Genomic DNA, 22777 nt, shown 5'->3' on the forward strand with positions numbered 1-22777 from the left:
AGCGCCTGCGGACGGTTCGGCATGTCCGGATCGTTCAATCCGGATGGACGGATGGCTGCATGTCGCCCGTCGGCGGGACGCGCGCCGTGCACGATCCGCGCAAACGGGCGTGCGCCGCTCAGCCGCGGTGTTCGCGCGCCAGATACTCGGCGCTGCGCATTTCGATCAGGCGCGAGGCGGTGCGCTCGAACGCGCCGGTCAGGCGCTCGCCCGAGTACAGCGCCGGCGGCTCGGCGGCGGCGGTGCAGACCAGATTGACGTGGCGGTCGTAGAGCTCGTCGATCAGGGTGACGAAGCGGCGCGCGGCATCGTCGCGGGTGGCGTCCATGTGCGGGATGCCGCCGAGCAGCACGGTGTGGAATTCGGTCGCGACCTGGATGTAGTCGCTGGCGCCGCGCGGGCCTTCGCACAGCGCGTCGAAATCGAACCACGCCATGCCCGGCGTGCGCGCACGCACGGCGATGCGACGGCCGTCGATCTCGACACCGGCGTCGCGGTGTTCGTCGTCGCCGCCGAGCTCGTGCCAGCGCGTGTCCAGCCAGCCGTCGGCGTCCGCATCGAGCGGCGTGCGGTACACCGGCGAGCGGGTCAATGCCCGCATGCGGTAGTCGGTGTCGCTTTCGAGATGGACGACCCGGCAATGCTGCTGGATCAGTGCGATCGCCGGCAGGAAGCGCACGCGCTGCAGGCCGTCCTTGTACAGATCCTTCGGGTCGACGTTGGAGCTGGTCACCAGCACGATGCCGTCAGCGAACATCCGGTCGAGCAGGCGCGCGAGCAGCATCGCGTCGCCGATGTCGCTGACGAAGAATTCGTCGAGCACCAGCACGCGCAGCCCGGCATCGCGCCAGCCGCGCACGATCACCGCCAGCGGATCGCGTTCGCCGGCATGCACCCGCAGCGACTCGTGGACTTCGCGCATGAAGCGGTGGAAGTGGGTGCGGCGCTTGCGGCCGAGTTTCGGATCGGGGACGGCTTGACGCGTTGCGTGCCGAGACGACGGTGTCACGGATGCGCCCGAAGAAGCGGGCTCTACTGGCGCTTCGCCCTCACCCCACCGTCCGCTCTGCGAACGGTCCCCCCCTCTCCCGGTGGGGAGAGGGGCATCGGTCGGGCCTTCGGCCCGAAGTATCTGGAGGGGCAACCCGTCGTGAAACAGATCGATCATGAAGGTCTTGCCGCGACCCACGCCGCCCCACAGGTACAGGCCCGCAGGCGCGTCGGGTGCATTGCCACCGCCGAACAGGCGACCGAGCATGCCGCGTCGCGCAGGCGGCTGGACCAGCGCGGCATGCAGGCGATCGAGTTCGACCAGCGCCGGCTGCTGCGCGGGATCGGCCTGCCAGTCGCCGCGTGCGACACCGGCGGCGTAGCGTTCGGACGGTGTCGGCCCGGGAGTCATTGACGACCCGCCGCGGGCACAGCGCGACGGCCGGCGCGTGGCGCCGTTCGGGTTGACGCCTTGTGCATCAGCCCGGTGCCTGCGGCAGGTAGGCCTTGACCCCGTGTTTCACCACGCCGCGCAGGTCGATCATCTTGCGATGGAAGAAATGGCCGGTGTCGGGCATGCGCACCAGCTCGGCCTGCGCCTTGCGGTCTTCGAGCCACTGGTAGACCGCTTCGGGATCGACGATCTCGTCGGCCTCGCCCTGGATCACCAACCACGGGCAGGTCGGCAGTACGATCGATTCGAAATCCCAGCGGCCGGCCGGCGGTGCGACCGAGATCAGCACGTCGGGCTGCAATGCAGCGGCCGCGCGCAGCGACACGTAGGCGCCGAAACTGAAACCGGCGAGCCACAGCGCGTGGCCGGGCCGCTCGCGGCGGACCCACTCGACCACGGCGGTCAGATCCTCGGTCTCGCCGATGCCGTTGTCGTAGCTGCCGGCAGACGCACCGGTGCCGCGGAAGTTGAAGCGCACCGTGGCCGCGCCAAGCTCGCGCAGCGTGCGCGCGACCATCGTGACGACTTTGTTGTGCATCGTGCCGCCCTCGGTGGGCAGCGGATGACAGACCACGGCGACGAATGGCAGCGCCGCGACATCGGCGTCGGGCACATCGATCGCGGCCTCGAGGTCGCCGGCGGGACCGGGCAACACCAGCGGCCCGGATTGTGTGGGGAACGTGGGGGACGTCATGCACGCATGATACCGGGCCGGCCGCGACGGGGCTGTGGCCGAGGGGCGGCCTTGCGTGACGTTCAACCCCTCCCCGCCTGCGGAGGAGGCCGGGAGGGGGCGGGCATGACGCGCACGGGGCAACGATCATGCACAGGAAGCCGAACGCCTTCGCGCGACTCGGCAACGTCCACGTCTGACGGTTCACCCCCATCCAACCCTCCCCCGTACACGGGGGAGGGCTCGAGACGTCAGCGCCCGCGCAGCTTCAACCCCACCACCAGTGGATCGTGATCCGAACTGCGCCAAGGTCCGCTGGCTTCGCGCTCGCGCATATCGTCCGGCTCGTCGGCATTGATATGCCATTTCGCCGCGCCGGCCACGCGCTCGGCGAGCGCCGGGCTCAGCAGCGCGTGGTCCAGGCGCCCGGCCTGGCCGTCGAAGACGAAGCTGTGCGGCGGCTCGTCAGCGCCGCTGGCGAACGGGTCGCGCCAGCCGGTGTTGTAGAACAGCCGCAGCGGGTCTTCGCGGGCATAGGCGTTGAAGTCGCCGACCACTGCCACGCGCTCGTTCGAGCCTGTCGGCGCCGTCTCCAGCCACGTCAGCAAGCGATGCGCGGATTCGGTGCGCGCGGCGTTCCAGCAGGCCTGACCGTCGCCGCGGTCGCGGTCTGCGCCGTCGGCCGTGCCGCAGCCCTTGGACTTGAAGTGCACGGCGACCACGGTGAAGTCCGCGCCGTCGGGGCGGTCGTCCTGCACCGGCACGAAGGCCTGGGCCAGCGGCACGCGGCTCAGGCTGTCGAAGGGGCCGCCGTCCAGCGTGGCCGGCGCCCCCTGCGGGCGCACGCGCGTGGCGCGGTAGATCAGGCCGACGCGGATCGCATCGGTGCCTGGGCCCTCACCGGTGCCGACGAAGCGCCAGTCGCGCGCCGGGCCGGCGGCGTTGAGGGCGTCGACCAGATGGGCGATGCTCGAGTCCGGGCCATAGCCGTCGTTCTCCAGCTCCATCAGCGCGGCCACGTCGACATCGAGCGCGGTGATCGTCGCCACCAGCCCTTCGAGTTGGCGCGCGTAGGCGGCCGGCGTCTCCGCACCGCGCGGCGTGGGGAAACCGCCGCCGCGGCCGTCGCCGTTGAACAGGTTTTCGAGGTTGAACGCGGCGATGCGTACGTCACCTTCGACGACCGGCGGCGCCGGACGTGGCGCCAGTTGCACCTCCACGGGTGCGGTGAGTTGCAGCCGCCAGGCGCCGTGACGGAAATCGACGATGCCTTCCACGCCGGTCAGCACGCTGCCGGTGCGCAGCGCGTGGGCCGTGTCGGGCAGATACCAGGGCACGCCGTCCTCCGGCGCGTCGTCGCGGCCGTCGTCGAGCAGGATGCGGCGACGGTCGTTGTCGGACTTGAGAAAGAGGGCCTCGTTGCCCGCCCAGCCCATTTCGCTGGGTGCGTACAGGCGACCATCGACGCTGGCGATCAGGGTGCCGCGACGCCCAAGCTCGTGCTGGCCGGTGACCGTCAGCGGGACCTCGATGCGCACCAGGCGCCCGATATGTTCTGACCAGCGGTACGGCGAATCTGACAGACGCAGCGGCGCCAGGGTCGACGCCGGCGTCGGCAACTGTTCGAGGCGTGCCGGGCGCAGGGTCGGCAGAGGTCCGACCCAGTGCAGCAGGCCGTTCACGCGCATATGCGCGCCGGCGACCGGCGCCGGCATGCCGTCGACGGCTTCGACGAACACCGCGGGGGGCATGTCACGCGCCGGCGCCGCGGTCTCCAGGAACCAGCCGCCCAGTCCCTCGGCGAAGGCGCCTGTCACCTGGCCGTCCACGGTCACCTCGCGCACCGTGGTGTCCGCGCTGGGTGCAAAGATAATCGGCGATGTGTCATCGACCGCCGCCGCGGCCGGCCCGGGCGCCGTCGCGCGACACGCGGCGAGCAAGGTGCAGACGAGCAGGCCTGGCAGCAGGCGGGTGAGGTGGATCGGTGGGGACATCGGGTGGATCTCCATCGGCCTCGGCGGCCTGACGCGACGACGCCGCCCGGAGGCGGCGTCTGGGGCGGGCAATGTACCCGGCGAACGTTACTTGAGGTTGTCGACCATCCAGTCGACCGCGGCGTGCATCTGCTCGTCGTTGAGCGCCGGGTTGCCACCGCGCGCGGGCATCACGCCGGCTGCGCCGGTGAAGCCTTCGATCGAGTGGCGGTACAGCGTCTCGGTGCCCTGGGCGAGGCGCGCATCCCAGTGCTGGTGGTCGAGCGTCGGTGCGCCACCGGCGCCCGAGGTGTGGCAGCCCGCGCACAGGTTCTGGTAGATCACCGAGCCGTCGAGCGTGCCGCCGTAGGCAACCTGCGCCGCGGCGGCGGCTGCGGCAGCGGCTGTCGCAGCCGCCTGCGACGCGGCACCGGTGGCGCCGGCGTAGACCGCGCCCACCGGCGCGATACGCGCCTCGGTGCGTTTGGCCACGTTCGGCGGCACATCCGTCGGCAACGACTTGTGCAGATACCAGGCGCCCAGCATCAGGCCCAGCGTCACGATGGTCAGGAAACCCAGGACCATCGAGAAGCGCTTGAGGAATTCGAGATCGTAATTACGCACGAAACACCCTTGGCGACATGGCGTGTGGCCACAGCTGCGCCCGAGTATACGGGCAGGTTTTCAAGAATGCTGCGTCGGCCGGGACAGGCCCGGCCCGGCCTCACATCCCCGCGTAGTTCGGTCCGCCGCCGCCCTGCGGCGCGACCCAGACGATGTTCTGGGTCGGATCCTTGATGTCGCAGGTCTTGCAGTGCACGCAGTTCTGCGCATTGATCCGCAGGAACGGACCGTCCGGTCCGTCGAGGAACTCGTAGACCGCCGCCGGGCAATAGCGCGCTTCGGGGCCGGCGTAGGTCGCCAGGTTCACGTCGACCGGGACGGACGCATCCTTCAGCGTCAGATGCGCCGGCTGGTCCTCGTCGTGATTGGTGCTCGACAGGTACACCGAGCTCAGGCGGTCGAAGGTCAGCGCGCCGTCGGGCTTCGGGTAGTCGATCTTCGTGTGCTGCGCGGCGGGCTCCAGACACGCGTGGTCGGGCTTGTCGCGATGGATCGTCCACGGCGGCACGCGCATGCCGAGCTTCGGCAGCAGCCACTGCTCGATGCCGGTCATCAGCGTCGCGGTGGTGCGACCCTTCTTGAACCACTGCTTGAAGTTCTTCGATTGCGACAGCTCGGCATGCAGCCAGCTGGCCTCGAACGCCGTCGGATACGCGGACAGTTCGTCGGCACTGCGGCCCTCGCCGAGCGCGGCGAACGCGGCCTCGGCGGCGAGCATGCCGGTCTTGATCGCGGCGTGGCTGCCCTTGATGCGGCTGGCGTTGAGCGTGCCGGCCTCGCAGCCGACGAAGGCGCCGCCCGGGAACACGAGCTTGGGGATCGACAGCAGGCCGCCGGCGGTGATCGAGCGCGCGCCGTAGCCGATGCGCTTGCCGCCTTCGAGGTATTTGCGGATCGCCGGATGCGTCTTGAAGCGCTGGAATTCCTCGAACGGGCTCAGCCAGGGATTGCGATAGTCGAGGCCGACGACGAGGCCGATCGCGACCTTGCCGTCCTCGGCGTGATAGAGGAACGAGCCGCCGTAGGTGTCGTCGGTCAGCGGCCAGCCGGCGGTGTGCACGACCAGGCCCGGTTCGTGTTTCGCCGGGTCGACCTGCCACAGCTCCTTGATGCCGAGGCCATAGCTCTGCGGGTCGCGGCCTGCGTCGAGCGCGAACTTCGCGATCAGCTCGCGGCCCAGCTGGCCGCGCGAGCCTTCGGCGAAGATCGTGTACTTGGCCAGCAGCTCCATGCCGAGCTGGAACTCGCCGGTCGGCTGTCCGTCCTTGCCGATGCCGAGGTTGCCGGTGGCGACACCGCGCACATGTCCGTCGTCGGCATACAGCACTTCGGCCGCCGCGAAACCGGGGAAGATCTCCACGCCCAGCGCTTCGGCCTGCGTGGCCAGCCAGCGCACCAGGGCGCCGAGGCTGATGATGTAGTTGCCGTGGTTCTTGAAGCAGTCGGGCAGGAAGAAATCCGGCGTGGACTTCTGGCCCGTCTCGTCGAGGAACAGGAATTCGTCGCGGGTGACCGCCTGCTTCAGCGGCGCGCCTTTTTCCTTCCAGTCCGGGATCAGTTCGGTCAGCGCACGCGGGTCGATGATCGCGCCCGACAGGATGTGCGCGCCCGGCTCGGATCCCTTCTCCAGCACGCAGACCGACACCTCGCGGCCCGCTTCGGCTGCCAGCTGTTTCAGACGGATGGCGGTCGCCAGGCCACCGGGGCCTGCGCCCACGACGACGACGTCGTACTCCATCGATTCGCGTGGGCCGTGGGTGTCGAGCAGGGTCTGGGGAGTCGTCATCGTTGCCTTGGGCGCTGCGCCCGGGTCACGGAAAGTGCGGCCAGCATCGCAGCCGGTGCGCGATGGCCGCGTGGGCCGGCGAGTGTAACGCGGTGCTTCAACCGGCCTGCGCGTCAACGGGTCATGCGCGTCGGCGCCTGCGCGCGGGGCGGCTCAGCTCAGCGTGGCCGCGCGGGCAATGGAAACGGCGTCACCACGGTCTCGCCGGTGGCCGCGTCGCGGATCGCGGACTGGCCTTTCTTCTCGACTTCCTCCACCCGCAGCACGCTCTGCATCGGCAGGTGCAGGGTGCGGGTGCCGGCGAACTCGTCGCGCAGGCGTTCCTCGGTCGGGTCGACGACGAGGCCGTCGTGGACATCGAACACGAGATCGGAGACTTCGACGAAGCCCCACAGCCGGCCGCTTTCGACCTGCCGCGCATACAGCGCGTAGACCTTGCCGTGGTTGAGGAAGGTGACCTTGTAGAGCGTCTTGGGTGTCATGGGGAGGGATTGTAAGAGCGGGATTCGGGATTCGGGATTGGCAAGACCCCATGCGGCGCCCCACGTTTCCAAATTCCCAATGCCGAATCCTGGCGCCTCAATACCCCTTCAGCCGCCGCAACCGCTGGCCGATCGCGTGCCGCGACACGAGCGCGAACACCACGCCGAACAGGAAGCCGGCCACGTGCGCCGTCCACGCCACGGCGCCGAACGCCGGGCCGATGTAGGCGAAGATCACCTGCAGCACCGCCCACACGCCGATCAGCAGCGAGGCCGGGGCGCGGACGAATTCGAGGAACAGCCCCAGCGGCACCACCACGCCCAGGCGCGCGCGCGGGAACAGCGCCAGATACGCGCCGATCAGTGCCGACACCGCGCCGCTGGCGCCGATGATCAGACGGTCAGGGGCGCCGATCGCCAGCACCGCCGACAGGTTCGCCAGCGCGCCGCCGACGATGAAGAGCACCAGCAGCCGCCACGCCCCCATCAGCCGCTCGGCCGGCAGCCCGAAGATCAGCAGGAATACCAGGTTGCCGAGCAGATGCGCCCAGTCCGCATGCAGGAACAGCGCGGTCACCAGGCGCAGCCATGGGCCGGCATCGAGCCAGTTCACCAGGGTGCCGTCGGTGCCGACCGGGCCACCGTACAGCGCGCCCCAGTCGAGCAACAGCGTGTAGTGCTCGTTGGCGGAGCGTGTGCTCGCCCACAGGAACGCCAGCCACAGCAGCGCGCACAGCATCGGCACCGCCCAGCGGAACGGTGAACGGGCGCGGCGGTTGGGGATCGAGACGAACATCGGGCGACCATTGTCGAGGGCCGTCGCAGGGCCGGTAAAGCGCGCCGGAAATACCGCATCGCAGCAAGTTTTCCACACGCAATCGTACGGTATAGTGCGCCCCGCTACGCGCGTTCGGGAGGGGAATTCCGACAGGTGGTGGCGGACGGAGGGGGCCTCGTCCGCACCAGGCGCAGCATCACAACAACACCTGTTTGGGAGAGAACGCGACACATGGCTACCAACCCCCGCTACATGCAGAGCACCGTCCTCGCTGTCGGCATCGCCGCCGCGCTGGCGTTCGCAGGCCAGGCCAATGCGGCCGGCTTCCAGCTCAAGGAAAACAGCGTCAAGTCGATGGGCAGCGCCTTCGCCGGCACCGCCGCCAAGACCGGCGACAGCTCGGTCGTGACCAACAACCCGGCGGTGATGACCCAGTTCGAGGGCACCACGGTGCAGGCCGACCTGACCGTCATCGACCTCAACTACGAGTTCCAGGGCAGCGGCCGTGACGCACTCGGCCGTCCGCTGACTGGCAGCAATGGTGGCAACGCGGGTGACGTCACCCCGGTGCCGGCGCTGTCGGTCGTGCACAAGCTCGACAACGGCGTCGCGCTCGGTGCCATGGTCAGCGCGCCGTTCGGCCTGAAGACCGAATACGACGCCGGCTGGGTCGGCCGTTACGCCGCGCAGACCTCGGACGTGAAGATCGTCGACCTGACCCTGTCGGGCGCGATCGACATCACCGATCGGTTCTCGGTCGGCCTGGGCGTCATCGCCTCGCGCGCCGACGTGACCCTGTCGCGCGCGGTCGATTTCGGCGCGCTGCTGGCGCAGTCCGGCGCGCCTGGCTTCCTGCCGCAGAACGCCGACGGCCTGGCCGAGATCCAGGGTGACGACAATGGCTTCGGCTGGCTGGTCGGCGCGCATTTCCGCCCGACCGATACCGTGTCGGTCGGCGTGAGCTACCGCTCCGAGATCGACTACGAACTGCGCGGTACCGCCAACTGGACCGTGCCGGGCAATGCCGCAGCGGTACTGAACGTCGCACGTCCGGGCCTGTTCCTCGATGGCCCCGGCGGCGCCGACCTGACCACCCCGTCGATCCTCAACATCGGCGCGACCTGGCAGGTCACCGATGCGCTGATGCTGTCGGCCACCTACGCCGAGACCGGCTGGTCGTCGCTGCGCGAAGTGCGTATCCAGTTCGAGAACCCGGATCCGGATTCGGTCGAGCCCTTCGAGTGGAAGGACACGTACTTCGCCGCCCTCGGCGCCGAGTTCAAGCTCAACGACAGCTGGAAGCTGCGCGGCGGCGTCGCGTACGACGAAACCCCGACCAGCCTCGCGCACCGCACCCCGCGCCTGCCCGATGCGAACCGCATCTTCTACTCGATCGGCGCGACCTGGGCGATGAGCGACGCGTTCGACGTCAACTTCGCGTACACGCACATCGCACCGCGCGATCCGAAGATCGACACCACCAGCGGCGGCAGCCGCGTGGCCGGTGGCTTCGACGGCGACGCCAACCTGTTCGGCGTGTCGGCGCAGTACCGCTTCTGATCCTCGCGGCATCGTGACAAGAAAAAGCCCCGCTTCGGCGGGGCTTTTTTGTGCGCGACCGGCGTGTCAGGGCGGCGCGCGCGAAGTCTCCACCCGTGGGTCCCAGCGCTGCAGGAACGCCTCTGGCGGCAGCGGACGTGCGATCCGGTAGCCCTGGATCTGGTTGCAGCCCGCCTCGCGCAGGAAGTCGTGCTGGGCCTCGGTCTCGACGCCTTCGGCGACCACGCACAGGCCCAGCTGATGCGCCATCGCAAGGATCGCGGTGGTGATCGCCTCGCCGTCGCCGGGAATCTCCCGGACGAAGGCCATGTCGATCTTGAGCGTGTCGATCGGCAGGCGCTGCAGGTAGGCCATGGACGAATAGCCGGTGCCGAAATCGTCGATCGCCAGGCGCAGGCCGCGCGCGCGCAGCCGCGCCAGCAGTGCGATGGCCAGGTCGGTCTGCTCCATCAGCACGCTTTCGGTGATCTCGAGTTCCAGGCAATGCGCCGCCATCCCATGGGTGGCGAGCGCGGCATCGATGACTGCAGGCAACTGCTCGTCCCGGGTCTGCCGCACCGACACGTTGACCGCCATGCAGACCCCATCGAAGCCGGCCTGTCGCCAGGCCGCGAACTGCCGGCAGGCCTCGTCGATCACCCATCGGCCGATCGGCACGATCAGGCCGGACTCCTCGGCGACCGGCACGAAGGTGGCCGGCGATATCGGTCCCAGGGTCGGATGCGCCCAGCGCAGCAGGGCCTCGATGCCGGTCAGCGCGCCGGTGCGGGTGTCCACCTGCGCCTGGTAATGCAGGGAGAGTTCGTCGTGCTCGAGCGCGCGACGCAGGTCGCTCTGCAGCCGCAGGCGCTCGGCCATCGCCTCGCGCAACCGCGGGTCGAAGAACGCGACACGATTGCGGCCATGGCGCTTGGCTTCGTACATCGCGGCATCGGCGTTGCCCGGCAGGTCGTGGAAATCGGCCGAATCCTGGGGATACACACTGATGCCGAGACTCGCGGTGACGTGGAACTCCTGCCCCTGCAGGTGGAAGGGCGCGGCCAACTGGGTCAGGATGCGTTCGGCGACCGCGCCGGCGCTCGTCGGCGACACGACGGGCCGCATCAGTACCGCGAACTCATCGCCGCCGAGCCGGAACAGCGTATCGCTCGCGCGGATCGCCGCGTGCAGCCGCGTGCCGACCTGGCGCAGCAGTTCGTCGCCGCCGAAATGGCCGAGCGTGTCGTTGATTTCCTTGAACCGGTCCATGTCCAGTTGCAGCAGTGCGTAGGACTCCTGCGTCCCGCTCGAATGCACGGCCTGCAGCGCGGCGTTGAAGGCGTTGCGGTTGCGCTGCCCGGTGACCGCATCGTGGTGCGCCAGGTATTCCAGTCGCGCCTCGGCCGAGCGTATGCGGGCGCGCATGCGTGCGAGCAACGGCAGGCTCAGGCCGAGGGCGACCAGGGCCGCCAGCAGGAAGGCGCCGCCGAACCCGAGCAGCCGCCTGTAGACGCGTTCCAGCGAGACGTGCAGCACCACCGCGCCCAGGCGCTCGTCGCCGTACTCGATCGGTGCCGTCACCCGCACGCAGTGCAGTTCGCAGATGTCCCCGATGGTGTGTGCGTCGGCGGCCGGGCTCGTATAGGTCGCCAGCACGCGGCCGGCCGCATCCTCCAGCCGCGCGCTGTGCACGGCGGCCGAGGCACTGAAGGCGTCGAGTGTTTCCTGGGCGACCGCGCGGTCGTCGAACATCAACGCGGCGGTGCTGTTGAGCGCGACGATGCGCGCCTGTGCATTGGCGTTCTCGAGCAGTTCGCTGCGCAGGCCGAAGTACTGCAGCAGCGCCAGCACCGCGCCCGCCAAGGCCAGCACCAGGATGACCGCGGGCAGGTTGGAACGCGCGAGCCTGGGCCCGAGGCGCTCGACGGGGTGCCAGATCACAGCACGCGTCTCGCCAGCCGCAACAGCCGGCTGCTGAAGCTCAGGCCGACGCGGCCACCCGATGTCGTATCCACTTCGAAGCGCACCCGGGTGCCGTCGCGGACCAGCGTCGCGGCGGTCACCGCATCCGGCAGCACGCAGCCGTCGCAGACCACCAGACGTCCGGCCACCTCGGGCCCGGGCGGCACCGTGGGCGCGCGTACCAGCACGTCGCATCCGGCGGCCGGCGCCAGAACCGGCCGCACGCGCAGCTGCCGTGTGCCGATCTGTTTGCCTTCCAGCGTCGCAAGCGCCTCGGTGAAGCCGGGATCCACGGCGGTGCACACCCGCAGGGTGTCCGGCTGCAGACCAGTCTCCCATTCCGTGAAGGCAATGATGTTGTAGACGAAGGCGGCCTTCAGCGCGCGCTCCTCGACCTGGGCGAACGCGCCGGGACACAGCGCCACGTACAGCCCAAGCACCGCGCCCGCGGTGCAGGTGAAACGCCAGGTTCCAGGGGCAGCACGCGCCGGCATCAGAAGCGCCAGAGTACGTCGAGTGTCGCCGTGCGGCCGCGCCGCGGGATCGCATCAGGGAGGAACTCGGGCCCGGCCGGATCGGCGTAGGTCCGGTCGAGCAGGTTGGCGACGCCGAGCGAGACGTCGACGCGCGTACCGGGCACCGCCCACAGCAGGTTCGTATCGACGACGGTCACGCCGCCGACCCGGCCCTCGCGGGTGGCTCTGGACGCGGTATAGCGGCTGCCGAGCGCCAGGGAGACCGCCTCGCCCAGCGGCGCGGTGACGTAAAGCTTGCCGAGGTGGCGGGGCGAATTGATCGGCTGTCCGGCCTCGTTCCAGCCTTCGACATCGGCATAGGCATAACTGGCGCGCGCCTGCACCCCACCGGCCCAGCGGTGCAACAGGCTGGCCTCGACGCCGGAGCTGCGGGCGGAGGCGGCGTTCTCCAGGGTCAGCATGCCGTCGGCATCCTCGATCAAGGTGATCAGGCCGCGCAGGCGATAGCGGTAGACGCCCAGATCAATCTGGCTGGTGGTGCCCAGTTCCTGGCTCAGCAGCAGTTCGGTGGTGTAGATGTGCTCCGCGCCGAGATCCGGGTTCGCGCGCTGGCCGCCCGGCCCCTCCACCGCGTACTCGCGCTCGTAGCTGTTGGGGCTGCGGTAGGCATGGCCGGCAATGGCCTTGAGCGTGGTGCCGGGGCGCAGGGCGCCGACCAGGGCCACACGCGGGCTCAGGCGCAGGCTGTCGCCCGCCTCGCTGTCGAGGCGCAGCCCGGTGGACAGCGCCCAGCGTGGGTTCCACGTCCACTCGTCGTTGACGTAGATGCCCGCGCGCTCGCCGGCATCGCGTGACTGGAACAGCACCTCGCGCGGTTCGACGTCGTAGTTGGACTGGTCAACACCGCGCTTGATGTTCACCTCGACGCCCGCGGCGATCACATGCCCCGGCAGCGCGCGGGTGACCACGCCCGATTCCAGCGCGAGCGAGCGGCCGCGGGACACGTCGCGGTTGATCGCCGGATACACGTAGTTGCCCACGTAGCGAAAGTCGAGCACGCGTCCCTGCATGAACCAGTCGGTCGACGCGTCCAGCGCGCGCCGGTAGTCGACTCCGACCATCGCCCAGCGATCCTCGGTATCGGCGCCGGGGATGCCGAACACCTGGCCGTAGTTGGCCGTGGGGATTTCCTTGCCCCGCCTGCTGGCGACCAGCACCAGACCGAGATCGCCGCTGCGGTGTCGGACGAACAGCCGTCGCGTGCGGGTCGCATCGAGGCCGCGCGCGATGCCGTCGCCGTCGACGCCGGCGAAGATCGGGAGCGACAGGTCTTCGCCGTCATCGTGGCTCGCGCTGGCCGACAGCACCGTCTCGCCGAGGGCGCCGCGCGCCACCACGGCACTGCGCAGCGCGCGCACATTCCGGGTGCCGACCCCCATGTCCAGTTCGCCGCGGCCGAACGACGCGGCGTCGCGGGTCATCACGTTGACGACGCCGAAGAACGCATTCGAGCCGTACAGGGCGGAGCCTGGGCCGGGGACGTATTCGATCCGCTCGATCAGCGCCACGTCGAGGGGAAAGTCGCTTCCGATCGCGCCCTGGCTGTAGACCGGATCGTTGAGCCGGTGTCCGTCGATCAGCACCAGGAACCGGGTGTCGTAATCACCCGGCCGCAGGATGCCGCGCGCGCCCAGGTAGCTGTAGCCGCGATCGTCGCCGACATGCAGTCCGGGCAGGCTTTCCAGTGCCTGCGCCAGGGTGCGCCAGCCATGGCGGCGGATGTCGTCGGCGGTGATCACGCGCACGGCCGACGGCGCCTGGCTGGCCTTCTGGTCGAAGCGCGAGGCTGTGCGCACATCCATGTCGAGCAACTGCTCGAGCGGAAGGCCGGTGAGGTCCTGTGGGCCGGGGTCCGCGGACGCCCAGGGGCTGGCCAGCGCGAGCGCTGCGAGGCACATGCGGACCGGGAGGCGGCATTGCGGTGCGGGGGCGGGTGCGGAACCCGGCGTGGCGGACGTCATGGATCACGAGGCTCAGCGGGCGCCTGCGGCCCTGCGCATACCGCTATCGGCCTGCCAGCGGCCTACTTGACGGGGCCCAGCCACACTGCCCTGTTCAGCCAGTGACGAAGCGCGCCAGCAGCCAGGCCAGGGCCGGCAGCGTGCCCAGCGACAGCAGGATGCCGTAGCCGACCAGCGCCGCGGCCAGTCGCGGCGCAAGACCCGCGGCGATCGCCAAGGCCGCGGCGGTGATCATCGTCGGCATCGCCGATTCCAGGACATTGGCCTTCAGCATCGTGCCGTCCATGCCGAATGCCCACGACAGGGGCAGGGCGATGGCCGGCATCACCAGCAGCTTCAGGACGAGTCCGGTGGCCAGGGGGCGGATCTCGTCGCGCGGCATGCGCAGCTGGATCGACAGGCCCACTGCCAGCATCACCAGCGGCAGCATGGCCGCGGCCAGATTCTCCAGCGCGGCGGCGATCCAGGCCGGGGGCGCCGCCGGCATCACCGTCAGCCCGACCGCCAGCGCCCACAACGGCGGAAAGCGCAGCATGCGCCGCGCGATGTCGCGCCAGCCCGGCGGGGTGTCGCCGCTGTAGCGGGCGAGGATCGTCAGGCCGAAGGTCGACAGCAGCACGAAGGTGCCGAACTGGTCGTAGACCACCGCATACGCCACCGCGCCCGGCCCCAGCAGCGCCGCGATCATCGGATAGCCGATGAAGCTGCTGTTGCACAGGCCCACGCACAGCAGCAGCACCGCGGTCTCGTCGCGCCGGAACTTCAACCAGCGCGCCAGCGGCAGCACCAGGGCGACCGTCGCGACTGCCAGCAGCCACGGGGTGGCGGCAACGCCGATCAGCGAGGCGTCGAACTGCAGCTTCGGCACGTGCACCAGCACTGCGGCCGGCAGGCACACATACAGCACGACGAGGTTGAGCACCTCGGCGGCATTGGCCGGCATCACCCGCAGGCGGGCGAACAGCATGCCCAGCGCGAGCATCGCCAGGATCAGGGCAAAGGCATCGAAGGCCATCGGGGCCGGACGTCACGAGGGGAGCGCGTGATCCTAGCGGACGCGTGTGGCGTCCGCGGCGACGCGGGAAGAACACTGCGTCGGATGCGGCCGGCGCGTGCCGGCCGCATCGCCAGACCTTACTCGCCGAGCGTCAGCAGCGAGGCATTGCCGCCCGAGGCCGTGGTGTTGATGGTCACGGTCTTCTCGGTGGTGAAGCGCGGCAGGTAGTGCGAGCCGCCGGCCTTCGGACCGGTGCCCGACAGGCGCTGGCCGCCGAAAGGCTGCACGCCGACCACGGCGCCGATCTGGTTGCGGTTGACGTAGACGTTGCCGACCCGTGCGCGCGCGGTGATCTTGTCCACCGTTTCGTCGATGCGCGAGTGGATGCCCAGCGTCAGGCCGTAGCCGGTGTTGTTGATCGCCTCGATCACCGCATCGAGCTCATTGGCCTTCCAGCGGATCACGTGCAGCGCCGGGCCGAAGTTCTCGCGCTGCAGCTGCGACAGCGATTGCAGTTCCCAGGCGCGCGGCGCAAAGAACGTGCCGTGCGTGGTGACCTCGCCGACGGGCGTGGTTGCGATCAGGCGCGCTTCGCTGGCCATGCGCTCGGCATGCACGTCGAGCATGCGCAGCGCGTCGGCGTCGATCACCGGGCCGACGTCGGTCGACAGCAGCGCAGGATCGCCGACGCTGAGCTCCTGCATTGCGCCGGCCAGCATCTCGAGCACCTTGTCGGCGATGTCGTCCTGCACGAACAGCACGCGCGCGGCCGAGCAGCGCTGGCCGGCCGAGGTGAAGGCCGAACCCAGCGCGTCCTTGACCAACTGTTCGGGCAGCGCGGAGGAGTCGGCGATCAGCGCGTTCTGGCCGCCGGTCTCGGCGATCAGCGTGCCGATCGCGCCGTCGCGTGCGGCCAGTGCACGGTTGATCGCCAGCGCAGTCGCGTTCGAGCCGGTGAACACCACGCCGGCCACGCGTGCATCCGACGTCAGCGCGGCGCCGACGCTGGCACCATCACCCGGCACGTACTGCAGCACGGCTTCCGGCACGCCGGCCTCGTGCAGCAGTTTGACCGCGGCATGGCCGATCAGCGTGGTCTGCTCGGCGGCCTTGGCGATCACCGTGTTGCCCGCGGCGAGCGCGGCGGCGATCTGGCCGGCGAAGATCGCCAGCGGGAAGTTCCACGGGCTGATGCACACGAACACGCCGCGGCCCGAGAGCTGCAGGCTGTTGGATTCGCCGGTCGGGCCGGGCAGCGCCTCCACGATGAACAGACGGCGCGCCTCGCCGGCGTAGTAGCGCAGGAAGTCCACCGCCTCGCGCACTTCGGCGACGCCGTCGGGAATCGTCTTGCCGGCTTCGCGCGTGCACATGGCGATGTACGCGGGCATACGCGCTTCCAGCAGGTCGGCGGCGTGCTCGAGGATCGCCGCGCGCGAGGCGGCCGGCATCGCGTTCCAGTCGGCGTGTGCGTCGGTCGCATTGCGCAGCGCCTGCTCGACGGTCGCGGTGTCGGCGGCCTGCCACTGGCCCACGCGCACGCGGCGGTCGGCGGGGCTGGTGACCTCGATCGTCTCGCCACTGCTGGTCGCACCCGGCACCAATGGACCCGCGGTCCACGGGCCGGTCTGGGCCTGGATCTGCTCGGCGAGTGTGGCGAGCTGCGCGTCGTTGGCGAGATTGACGCCCATGGAATTGCTCCTGTCGTGCGACTGGCTGCGGTAGAGGTCGACCGGCAGCGGAATGCGGGGGTGGGGAATGGATTCGAAGCCGGACACGACCTCGACCGGATCGCGGATCAGGTCGTCGATCGCGACGTCCTCGTCGCTGATCCGGTTGACGAAGCTGGAGTTGGCGCCGTTCTCGAGCAGGCGCCGCACCAGGTACGGCAACAGGTCCTCGTGCGAGCCGACCGGCGCATAGACGCGGCAGGCCACGTCGAGGCGATTGGCCGGGATGACCTCGGCGTAGAGATCGTCTCCCATGCCGTGCAGCTTCTGGAACTCGTAGGGCTTGGTGCCGCCGGCGGCCGGCAGCAGCGTCGTCGCCATGCGGTGCACGGCGGCGATGGTGTGCGCGTTGTGGGTCGCGAACATCGGATAGATCGCATCGGTCGCCGACAGCAGGCGGCGCGCGTTGGCCAGATAGCTGACGTCGGTGTTGGGCTTGCGGGTGAACACCGGGTAGCCCGGATGGCCGTCGACCTGGGCGCGCTTGACCTCGCTGTCCCAGTACGCGCCCTTGACCAGGCGCACCGGAATGCGGCGGCCATGCGCGCGGGACAGAGCGGCGATCCAGTCGATGACGAACGGCGCGCGCTTCTGGTAGGCCTGCACGACGATGCCGAAGCCGTCCCAGCCGGCCAGCGAGGCATCGGACCAGGCAGCCTCGATGACGTCGAGCGACAGCTCCAGCCGGTCCGCTTCCTCGGCATCGACGGTCAGGCCGATGCGATAGCCCTTCGCGCGCTGGGCGAGGTCGAGCACGCGCGGCGCGAGCTCAGCCAACACGCGCTCGCGCTTGGCATGTTCATAGCGCGGGTGCAGCGCCGACAGCTTGACCGAGATCGACGGCGCGGTGATTGCGTCGTCAAACGGCCCCGTGCGCCCGATCGCGTCGATCGCATCGCGGTAGGCCTTCAGATAGCGGTCGGCATCGGCCTGGGTCAGCGCGGCCTCGCCCAGCATGTCGAACGAGTAGCGGTAGGCGGCGTTGTCGCCCTTGCGCGAGCGCGACAGCGCCTCGCCGATCGTGCGGCCCATGACGAACTGGTGGCCCATGATCCGCATCGCCTGGCGCACCGCGAGCCGGATCACCGGCTCGCCGACGCGGCCGATCAGGCGCTGGAAGGCGTTGTGGACGTTGCGCTTGGTGTCGTCGGCCAAGTCGACCAGGTGCCCGGTCAGCATCAGACCCCAGGTCGAGGCGTTGACCAGCACCGAGTCCGACTGGCCCATGTGCTTCTTCCAGTTGGCCTCGCCCAGCTTGTCGCGGATCAGCGCATCGGCCGTGTCCTGGTCCGGAATGCGCAGCAGCGCTTCGGCCACGCACATCAGCAGCACGCCTTCCTCGCTGCCGAGGTCGTACTGCTGCATGAAGGCTTCGATAGCGCCCTGGTCCTGGGCGCGCGCGCGTACCCGGCGCACCAGATCGGCGGCCGTGGCCTGGATCGCGGCGCGGTCGGCATCGGGCTGCCGGGCCTGTTCGAGCAGCGCGCGGACGCACGCTGTTTCATCGCCGGTCCAGGCGGCGGTGATCGCGGCGCGCTGCGGCAGAAGGGAGGTCGCAGGAGCGGCGGACGACGGACTGGCGTTCAAGGCGGGACGACCGGCATAGGACAGAAGCGGAATTCTAGCTCGCCGACCGCCGCGACCACTGTGCGCAACCCGTCCGAAGCGCGGGCACGGGCCTCGGGTGTGGGTCGCCCGGTGGTAGCCCGGACGGGAAACCGGAGAACGGGGGCCGGAGGGGGTATCCTCGGCCGCGTGCGTCAGCGTCCTGTCGCTGCTGCGTCGCCTGGACCGGGTGCATTCGGTAACAGGCGGTTGCGGCACCGCGGCTTGCCCCTGTCGAACGCCGACAGCTACCATTCATGCGTTATTCGCAGTACGCCGCCGCTCCTGCGTATATCGCCCGGCTTCCATTGCCGGGCGAGGACGGACGCGTTCCCGCCAGCACCAAGGCCAGCTCAGGTATGGGGTCCGATGTGAAGCAAGGCGCTTGTTTTAAACGGTGTGCGTCCAGGATGTGGCTCAGTGGCGCAACCGCGCTGCTCGCTTCCACCAATGTCTTGGCGCAGTCAGCCGATCCCAAACCGTGGCAGCTGAACATGGGCCGCGGGGTCACCACCTCCGCCCAGCACGCTTACGACGCGCACATGCTCGCGCTGTGGGTCTGCGTGGTGATCGGCGTGCTGGTGTTCGGCGCGATGGCGGTGGCGATGTTCCGCTTCCGCAAGTCGCGCGGGGTCACGGCTGCGCAGTTCAGCCACAACACCACGGCCGAGATCATCTGGACGGTCGTCCCGATCGTCATCCTGGTGCTGATGGCGGTGCCGGCGACGCAGAAGCTGATCGCGATGTACGACACCCGCGACTCGGAGATGACCGTCAAGGTCACCGGCGTGCAGTGGATGTGGAAGTACGAGTACATGGGCGAGGACGTGGTCCTGACCAGCCGTCTCGACCGCGAGAGCGACCGCCTGCGCCAGAGCCGCGACACCACGCGCGCCGAGCTCGATGCCCACGGCCACTATCTGCTCGACGTCGACAACCAGCTGGTGCTGCCCACCAACACCAAGATCCGCTTCGTCGTGACCGCCGACGACGTGATCCATTCCTGGTGGGTGCCGGCCTTCGGCTGGAAGCAGGACGCGATTCCGGGCCTGGTCAACGAGGCCTGGACCGAAATCCTCGAGCCGGGCGTGTATCGCGGCCAGTGCGCGGAACTGTGCGGCAAGGACCACGGCTTCATGCCGATCGTCGTGCGCGCCGTGCCGCCGGAAGAGTTCCAGACCTGGCTCGCCGCCGAGAAGGCCAGGAACGCGCCGGCCATTCCCGTACCGGGCGAGCCCGGACCCGCCGACGCCGCACCCGCGCCGTCTGACGTCGCGCCGGCCGAGACTGCCGCCTCCGCCACGCAGTCCCCGTCCGCCCCTGCCGCGCCCGCGGCCGGCTGATCGATCGAGGCACACCGCACATGTCGACGACGCACCCCGCCACCGCTGACGCGCACCACGACGACCACGGCCACACGCAGGGTTTCGTGCAGCGCTGGTTCTTCTCCACGAACCACAAGGACATCGGCACGCTGTATCTGCTGTTCTCCTTCGTGATGTTCATCATCGGCGCGGCGATGAGCGTGATCATCCGCACCGAACTCGCCGCGCCGGGCCTGCAGCACGTCAGCCCGATGTTCTTCAACCAGATGACCACCATGCATGCGCTGGTGATGATCTTCGGCGGCGTGATGCCGGCCTTCGTCGGCCTGGCCAACTGGATGATCCCGCTGCAGATCGGCGCGCCGGACATGGCGCTGCCGCGCATGAACAACTGGTCGTTCTGGATCCTGCCGTTCGCGTTCACGATGCTGCTGCTGACGCTGTTCCTGCCCGGCGGTGGCCCGGCCGGTGGCTGGACGCTGTACCCGCCGCTGTCGCTGCAGGGCGGCAGCAACGTCTCACTGACGATCTTCGCCATCCACATGATGGGCATCAGCTCGATCATGGGCGCGATCAACGTCATCGCGACCATCCTCAACATGCGCGCCCCGGGCGTGGACCTGTTGAAGATGCCGATCTTCTGCTGGACCTGGCTGATCACCGCGTTCCTGCTGATCGCGGTGATGCCGGTGCTGGCCGGCGCGGTCACGATGCTGCTGACCGACAAGTTCTTCATGACCTCGTTCTTCAACGCCGCCGGCGGCGGCGACCCGGTGATGTACCAGCACATCTTCTGGTTCTTCGGGCATCCCGAGGTCTACATCATGATCCTGCCGGCGTTCGGCATTGTCTCGGAAATCATCCCAACCTTCAGCCGCAAGCCGCTGTTCGGTTACCAGGCGATGGTCTACGCGACCGCGTCGATCGCGTTCCTGAGCTTCATCGTGTGGGCGCACCACATGTTCACCGTCGGCATGCCGCTCGGCGGCGAGATCTACTTCATGTTCGCCACGATGCTGATCGCGATTCCGACCGGTGTGAAGGTGTTCAACTGGGTGTCGACGATGTGGCGCGGCGCGATGACGTTCGAGGCGCCGATGCTGTGGGCGATCGCGTTCGTGATCCTGTTCACCATCGGCGGATTCTCGGGCCTGATGCTCGCGATCGTGCCGGCCGACTTCCAGTACCACGACACCTATTTCGTCGTCGCGCACTTCCACTACGTGCTGGTGACCGGCGCGCTGTTCTCGATCATCGCGGCCACCTACTACTGGTGGCCGAAGTGGACCGGGCGCATGTACAGCGAGTTCTGGGCGAAGGTGCATTTCTGGTGGACGATCATCTTCGTCAACCTGCTGTTCTTCCCGCAGCACTTCCTCGGTCTGGCCGGCATGCCGCGCCGCATTCCCGACTACAACGTCGTGTTCGCCGACTGGAACCTGATCAGCTCGATCGGCGCATTCGGCATGTTCGCCACGCCCTTCATGATGTTCGCGATCCTGCTGCATTCGAAGCTGCGCGGCGCGCCTGCTGCGGCGCGCGCCTGGGAAGCGGCGAAGGGCCTGGAATGGACGGTGCCGTCGCCGGCCCCGCACCACACCTTCACCAAGCCGCCGGTACTCAAGCCCGGCGATCTGGCCCACGACGACATCAGCCACTGATGCCGATCGCGATGACCACGCCTGATCCCGGTTCCGATCTCGCCGCCCGCCGCCGTCGTGCGCGTCGGACCGCGGTGACCGTGGCGGTGATCGCGGCGCTGGTGTACATCGGTTTCATCGCGCGCGGGGTGCTGCTGTCGTGAGTGACGACCTGCGCCCGGCGGACGCGCGGACCGACACGCGGCCGACGTCGAAGACCGTCGGCATCGGCAAGCTGGTCGGCATCTCGGTCGTCGCGTTCGCCTTCACCTTTTCGCTGGTGCCGCTGTACCGCATCGCCTGCGAGAAGGTGTTCGGCATTCGCTTGGAGAACAGCGCGGTCACCGCGCCGGCGACCAGTGCGACGCCGGCCGAGCGCTGGGTGACGGTGGAGTTCGATGCGACGGTGAACTCGCGGCTGCCGTGGTCGTTCCGGCCCAACGAAACCCGCATGCGGGTGCGCGTGGGCGAGCAGTACGAAACCACGTACTACGCGCACAACGACAGCACCGCGCCGGTCGTCGGCAGCGCCACGCCGTCGGTGGCGCCGGCGCGCGCGTCGGGCTTCTTCCAGAAGACCGAATGCTTCTGTTTCACCGCGCAGACGCTGGAGGCGGGCGAGACCCGCGACATGCCGGTGCGCTTCATCATCGATCCGTCGTTGCCGCCCGACGTCAACACGGTCACGTTGAGCTACACCTTCTTCAAGAACGATGTCCTCACTTCGCGTCTGGCCGCCCATGCGGCGCCGGCACGCGGCATTCCCGGTGTGGTCGCGGCGCCCTGAGCCCGCACCACGCCTTCCGACCACCACGCATCGACGATCCGGACACCGCCATGGCCCACGCCAAGCCCGAGCAGGACCCCGACCTCTATTTCGTGCCCCACGACAGCAAGTGGCCGGTGTTCGCATCGGTGGCGCTGTTCGTCACGATGCTGGGCCTGGCCAGCTGGTTCAACGAAGCCAGCTGGGGCCGGCCGATGTTCTTCGTCGGCATCGCGGTGCTGGCGCTGATCCTGTTCAAGTGGTTCGCCGACGTCGTGCTCGAATCGGTGTCGGGCTATTACAACAAGCAGGTCGACCTGTCCTTCCGCATGGGGATGGTGTGGTTCATCTTCTCGGAGATCATGTTCTTCGCCGCATTCTTCGGTGCGCTGTTCTACGCGCGCACGCTGTCGCTGCCGTGGCTGGGCGGCGAAGGCTCGGGCGCGATGACCAATGCGGTGTTGTGGGACGGCTACAGCGCCGCGTGGCCGTCGGCCGGTCCGGGCGACGTCGGTGGCGCGTTCCAGACGATTCCGGCCTGGGGCCTGCCGCTGCTCAATACGCTGATCCTGCTGGCCTCGGGTATCACGATCACCATCGCGCACCACGCACTGCGCGCCGCGCACCGCACCCAACTGCTGGTGTTCCTGGGCGCGACGATCCTGCTCGCCTGCGTGTTCCTGTTCTTCCAGGCCGAGGAATACGTGCACGCCTACCGTGATCTGAACCTCACGATGGGCTCGGGCATCTACGGCTCGACGTTCTTCATGCTCACCGGCTTCCACGGCGCGCACGTGACGCTGGGCACGATCATGCTGATCGTGATCTGGCTGCGCTGCTACCGCGGTCACTTCACCAAGGAAAACCACTTCGCGTTCGAAGCGGTCGCCTGGTACTGGCACTTCGTGGACGTGGTGTGGCTGATCCTGTTCCTGTTCGTCTATGTGGTTTGAGAA

The 22777-nt window shown here is 68.9% G+C and carries 18 protein-coding genes; 6 read left to right on the forward strand and 12 right to left on the reverse strand.

Annotation, left to right across the window (positions count from 1 at the left end; all coding sequences use genetic code 11):
* Nucleotides 1-118: 118 nt before the first annotated feature.
* From zapE to J2X52_RS02355, 7 genes are all read right to left on the reverse strand, one after another.
* Nucleotides 119-1402, reverse strand: a complete 1284-nt coding sequence (gene zapE / locus J2X52_RS02325) for a cell division protein ZapE (protein ID WP_310148071.1) — start codon at nt 1400-1402, stop codon at nt 119-121.
* Between the two features lie 67 nt (nt 1403-1469).
* Nucleotides 1470-2138: an alpha/beta fold hydrolase gene (locus J2X52_RS02330; RefSeq protein WP_310148074.1), complete on the reverse strand. Its 669-nt coding sequence runs from the start codon at nt 2136-2138 to the stop codon at nt 1470-1472.
* Between the two features lie 230 nt (nt 2139-2368).
* On the reverse strand, nt 2369-4111 hold the full coding sequence (locus tag J2X52_RS02335) for an ExeM/NucH family extracellular endonuclease (protein ID WP_310148076.1): 1743 nt from the start codon (nt 4109-4111) through the stop codon (nt 2369-2371).
* Nucleotides 4112-4198: 87 nt separating this feature from the next.
* Nucleotides 4199-4714: a c-type cytochrome gene (locus J2X52_RS02340; RefSeq protein ID WP_310148079.1), complete on the reverse strand. Its 516-nt coding sequence runs from the start codon at nt 4712-4714 to the stop codon at nt 4199-4201.
* A gap of 100 nt (nt 4715-4814) precedes the next feature.
* The gene (locus J2X52_RS02345; protein WP_310148082.1) at nt 4815-6500 is read right to left on the reverse strand and encodes an electron transfer flavoprotein-ubiquinone oxidoreductase; all 1686 of its coding nucleotides are present in this window, start codon (nt 6498-6500) and stop codon (nt 4815-4817) included.
* A 158-nt stretch (nt 6501-6658) separates the two neighbouring features.
* Nucleotides 6659-6982, reverse strand: a complete 324-nt coding sequence (locus tag J2X52_RS02350) for a DUF1820 family protein (protein WP_310148084.1) — start codon at nt 6980-6982, stop codon at nt 6659-6661.
* Between the two features lie 97 nt (nt 6983-7079).
* A complete protein-coding gene (locus J2X52_RS02355) occupies nt 7080-7778 on the reverse strand; it encodes a rhomboid family intramembrane serine protease (RefSeq protein ID WP_310148087.1) in 699 nt (232 codons plus the stop codon).
* 213 nt (nt 7779-7991) lie between these two features.
* Here J2X52_RS02355 and J2X52_RS02360 point away from each other — a divergent pair, with 213 nt between their 5' ends.
* Nucleotides 7992-9320 carry an outer membrane protein transport protein gene (locus J2X52_RS02360; protein WP_310148090.1) on the forward strand — a complete coding sequence of 443 codons (1329 nt, stop codon included), beginning with the start codon at nt 7992-7994 and terminating at the stop codon, nt 9318-9320.
* A 66-nt stretch (nt 9321-9386) separates the two neighbouring features.
* On the opposite strand, the gene J2X52_RS02365 is transcribed toward J2X52_RS02360, so the two are convergent.
* From J2X52_RS02365 to putA, 5 genes are all read right to left on the reverse strand, one after another.
* Nucleotides 9387-11240 carry an EAL domain-containing protein gene (locus J2X52_RS02365; RefSeq protein WP_310148093.1) on the reverse strand — a complete coding sequence of 618 codons (1854 nt, stop codon included), beginning with the start codon at nt 11238-11240 and terminating at the stop codon, nt 9387-9389.
* Entirely contained in the window at nt 11237-11755 is a 519-nt protein-coding gene (locus J2X52_RS02370; RefSeq protein WP_310148097.1) for a YfiR family protein, read from the reverse strand. The genes J2X52_RS02365 and J2X52_RS02370 overlap by 4 nt, the downstream gene beginning before the upstream one ends.
* Nucleotides 11755-13695 carry a TonB-dependent receptor gene (locus tag J2X52_RS02375; RefSeq protein WP_310148100.1) on the reverse strand — a complete coding sequence of 647 codons (1941 nt, stop codon included), beginning with the start codon at nt 13693-13695 and terminating at the stop codon, nt 11755-11757. The genes J2X52_RS02370 and J2X52_RS02375 overlap by 1 nt, the downstream gene beginning before the upstream one ends.
* Before the next feature lie 157 nt (nt 13696-13852).
* Entirely contained in the window at nt 13853-14773 is a 921-nt protein-coding gene (locus J2X52_RS02380) for an AEC family transporter (RefSeq protein ID WP_310148102.1), read from the reverse strand.
* Nucleotides 14774-14892: 119 nt separating this feature from the next.
* The gene (gene putA, locus J2X52_RS02385) at nt 14893-18072 is read right to left on the reverse strand and encodes a bifunctional proline dehydrogenase/L-glutamate gamma-semialdehyde dehydrogenase PutA (protein WP_310148105.1); all 3180 of its coding nucleotides are present in this window, start codon (nt 18070-18072) and stop codon (nt 14893-14895) included.
* A gap of 428 nt (nt 18073-18500) precedes the next feature.
* On the opposite strand from putA, the gene coxB reads away from it, so the two are divergent.
* Genes coxB through J2X52_RS02410 form a run of 5 tightly spaced genes read left to right on the forward strand, consistent with a single transcriptional unit; the run spans nt 18501 to nt 22774 of the window.
* Complete coding sequence (gene coxB, locus J2X52_RS02390) at nt 18501-19433, forward strand: cytochrome c oxidase subunit II (RefSeq protein ID WP_310148108.1); 933 nt, start codon at nt 18501-18503, stop codon at nt 19431-19433.
* A gap of 20 nt (nt 19434-19453) precedes the next feature.
* Nucleotides 19454-21076: a cytochrome c oxidase subunit I gene (ctaD, locus tag J2X52_RS02395; protein ID WP_310148111.1), complete on the forward strand. Its 1623-nt coding sequence runs from the start codon at nt 19454-19456 to the stop codon at nt 21074-21076.
* On the forward strand, nt 21076-21219 hold the full coding sequence (locus tag J2X52_RS02400; RefSeq protein WP_310148870.1) for a hypothetical protein: 144 nt from the start codon (nt 21076-21078) through the stop codon (nt 21217-21219). The genes ctaD and J2X52_RS02400 overlap by 1 nt, the downstream gene beginning before the upstream one ends.
* Nucleotides 21216-21842: a cytochrome c oxidase assembly protein gene (locus J2X52_RS02405; RefSeq protein ID WP_310148114.1), complete on the forward strand. Its 627-nt coding sequence runs from the start codon at nt 21216-21218 to the stop codon at nt 21840-21842. The genes J2X52_RS02400 and J2X52_RS02405 overlap by 4 nt, the downstream gene beginning before the upstream one ends.
* A 50-nt stretch (nt 21843-21892) precedes the next feature.
* Entirely contained in the window at nt 21893-22774 is an 882-nt protein-coding gene (locus tag J2X52_RS02410; protein ID WP_310148117.1) for a cytochrome c oxidase subunit 3, read from the forward strand.
* The last annotated feature ends 3 nt before the right edge of the window (nt 22775-22777 follow it).

The organism is Luteimonas sp. 3794, assembly GCF_031456825.1.
Lineage (GTDB): Bacteria > Pseudomonadota > Gammaproteobacteria > Xanthomonadales > Xanthomonadaceae > Luteimonas.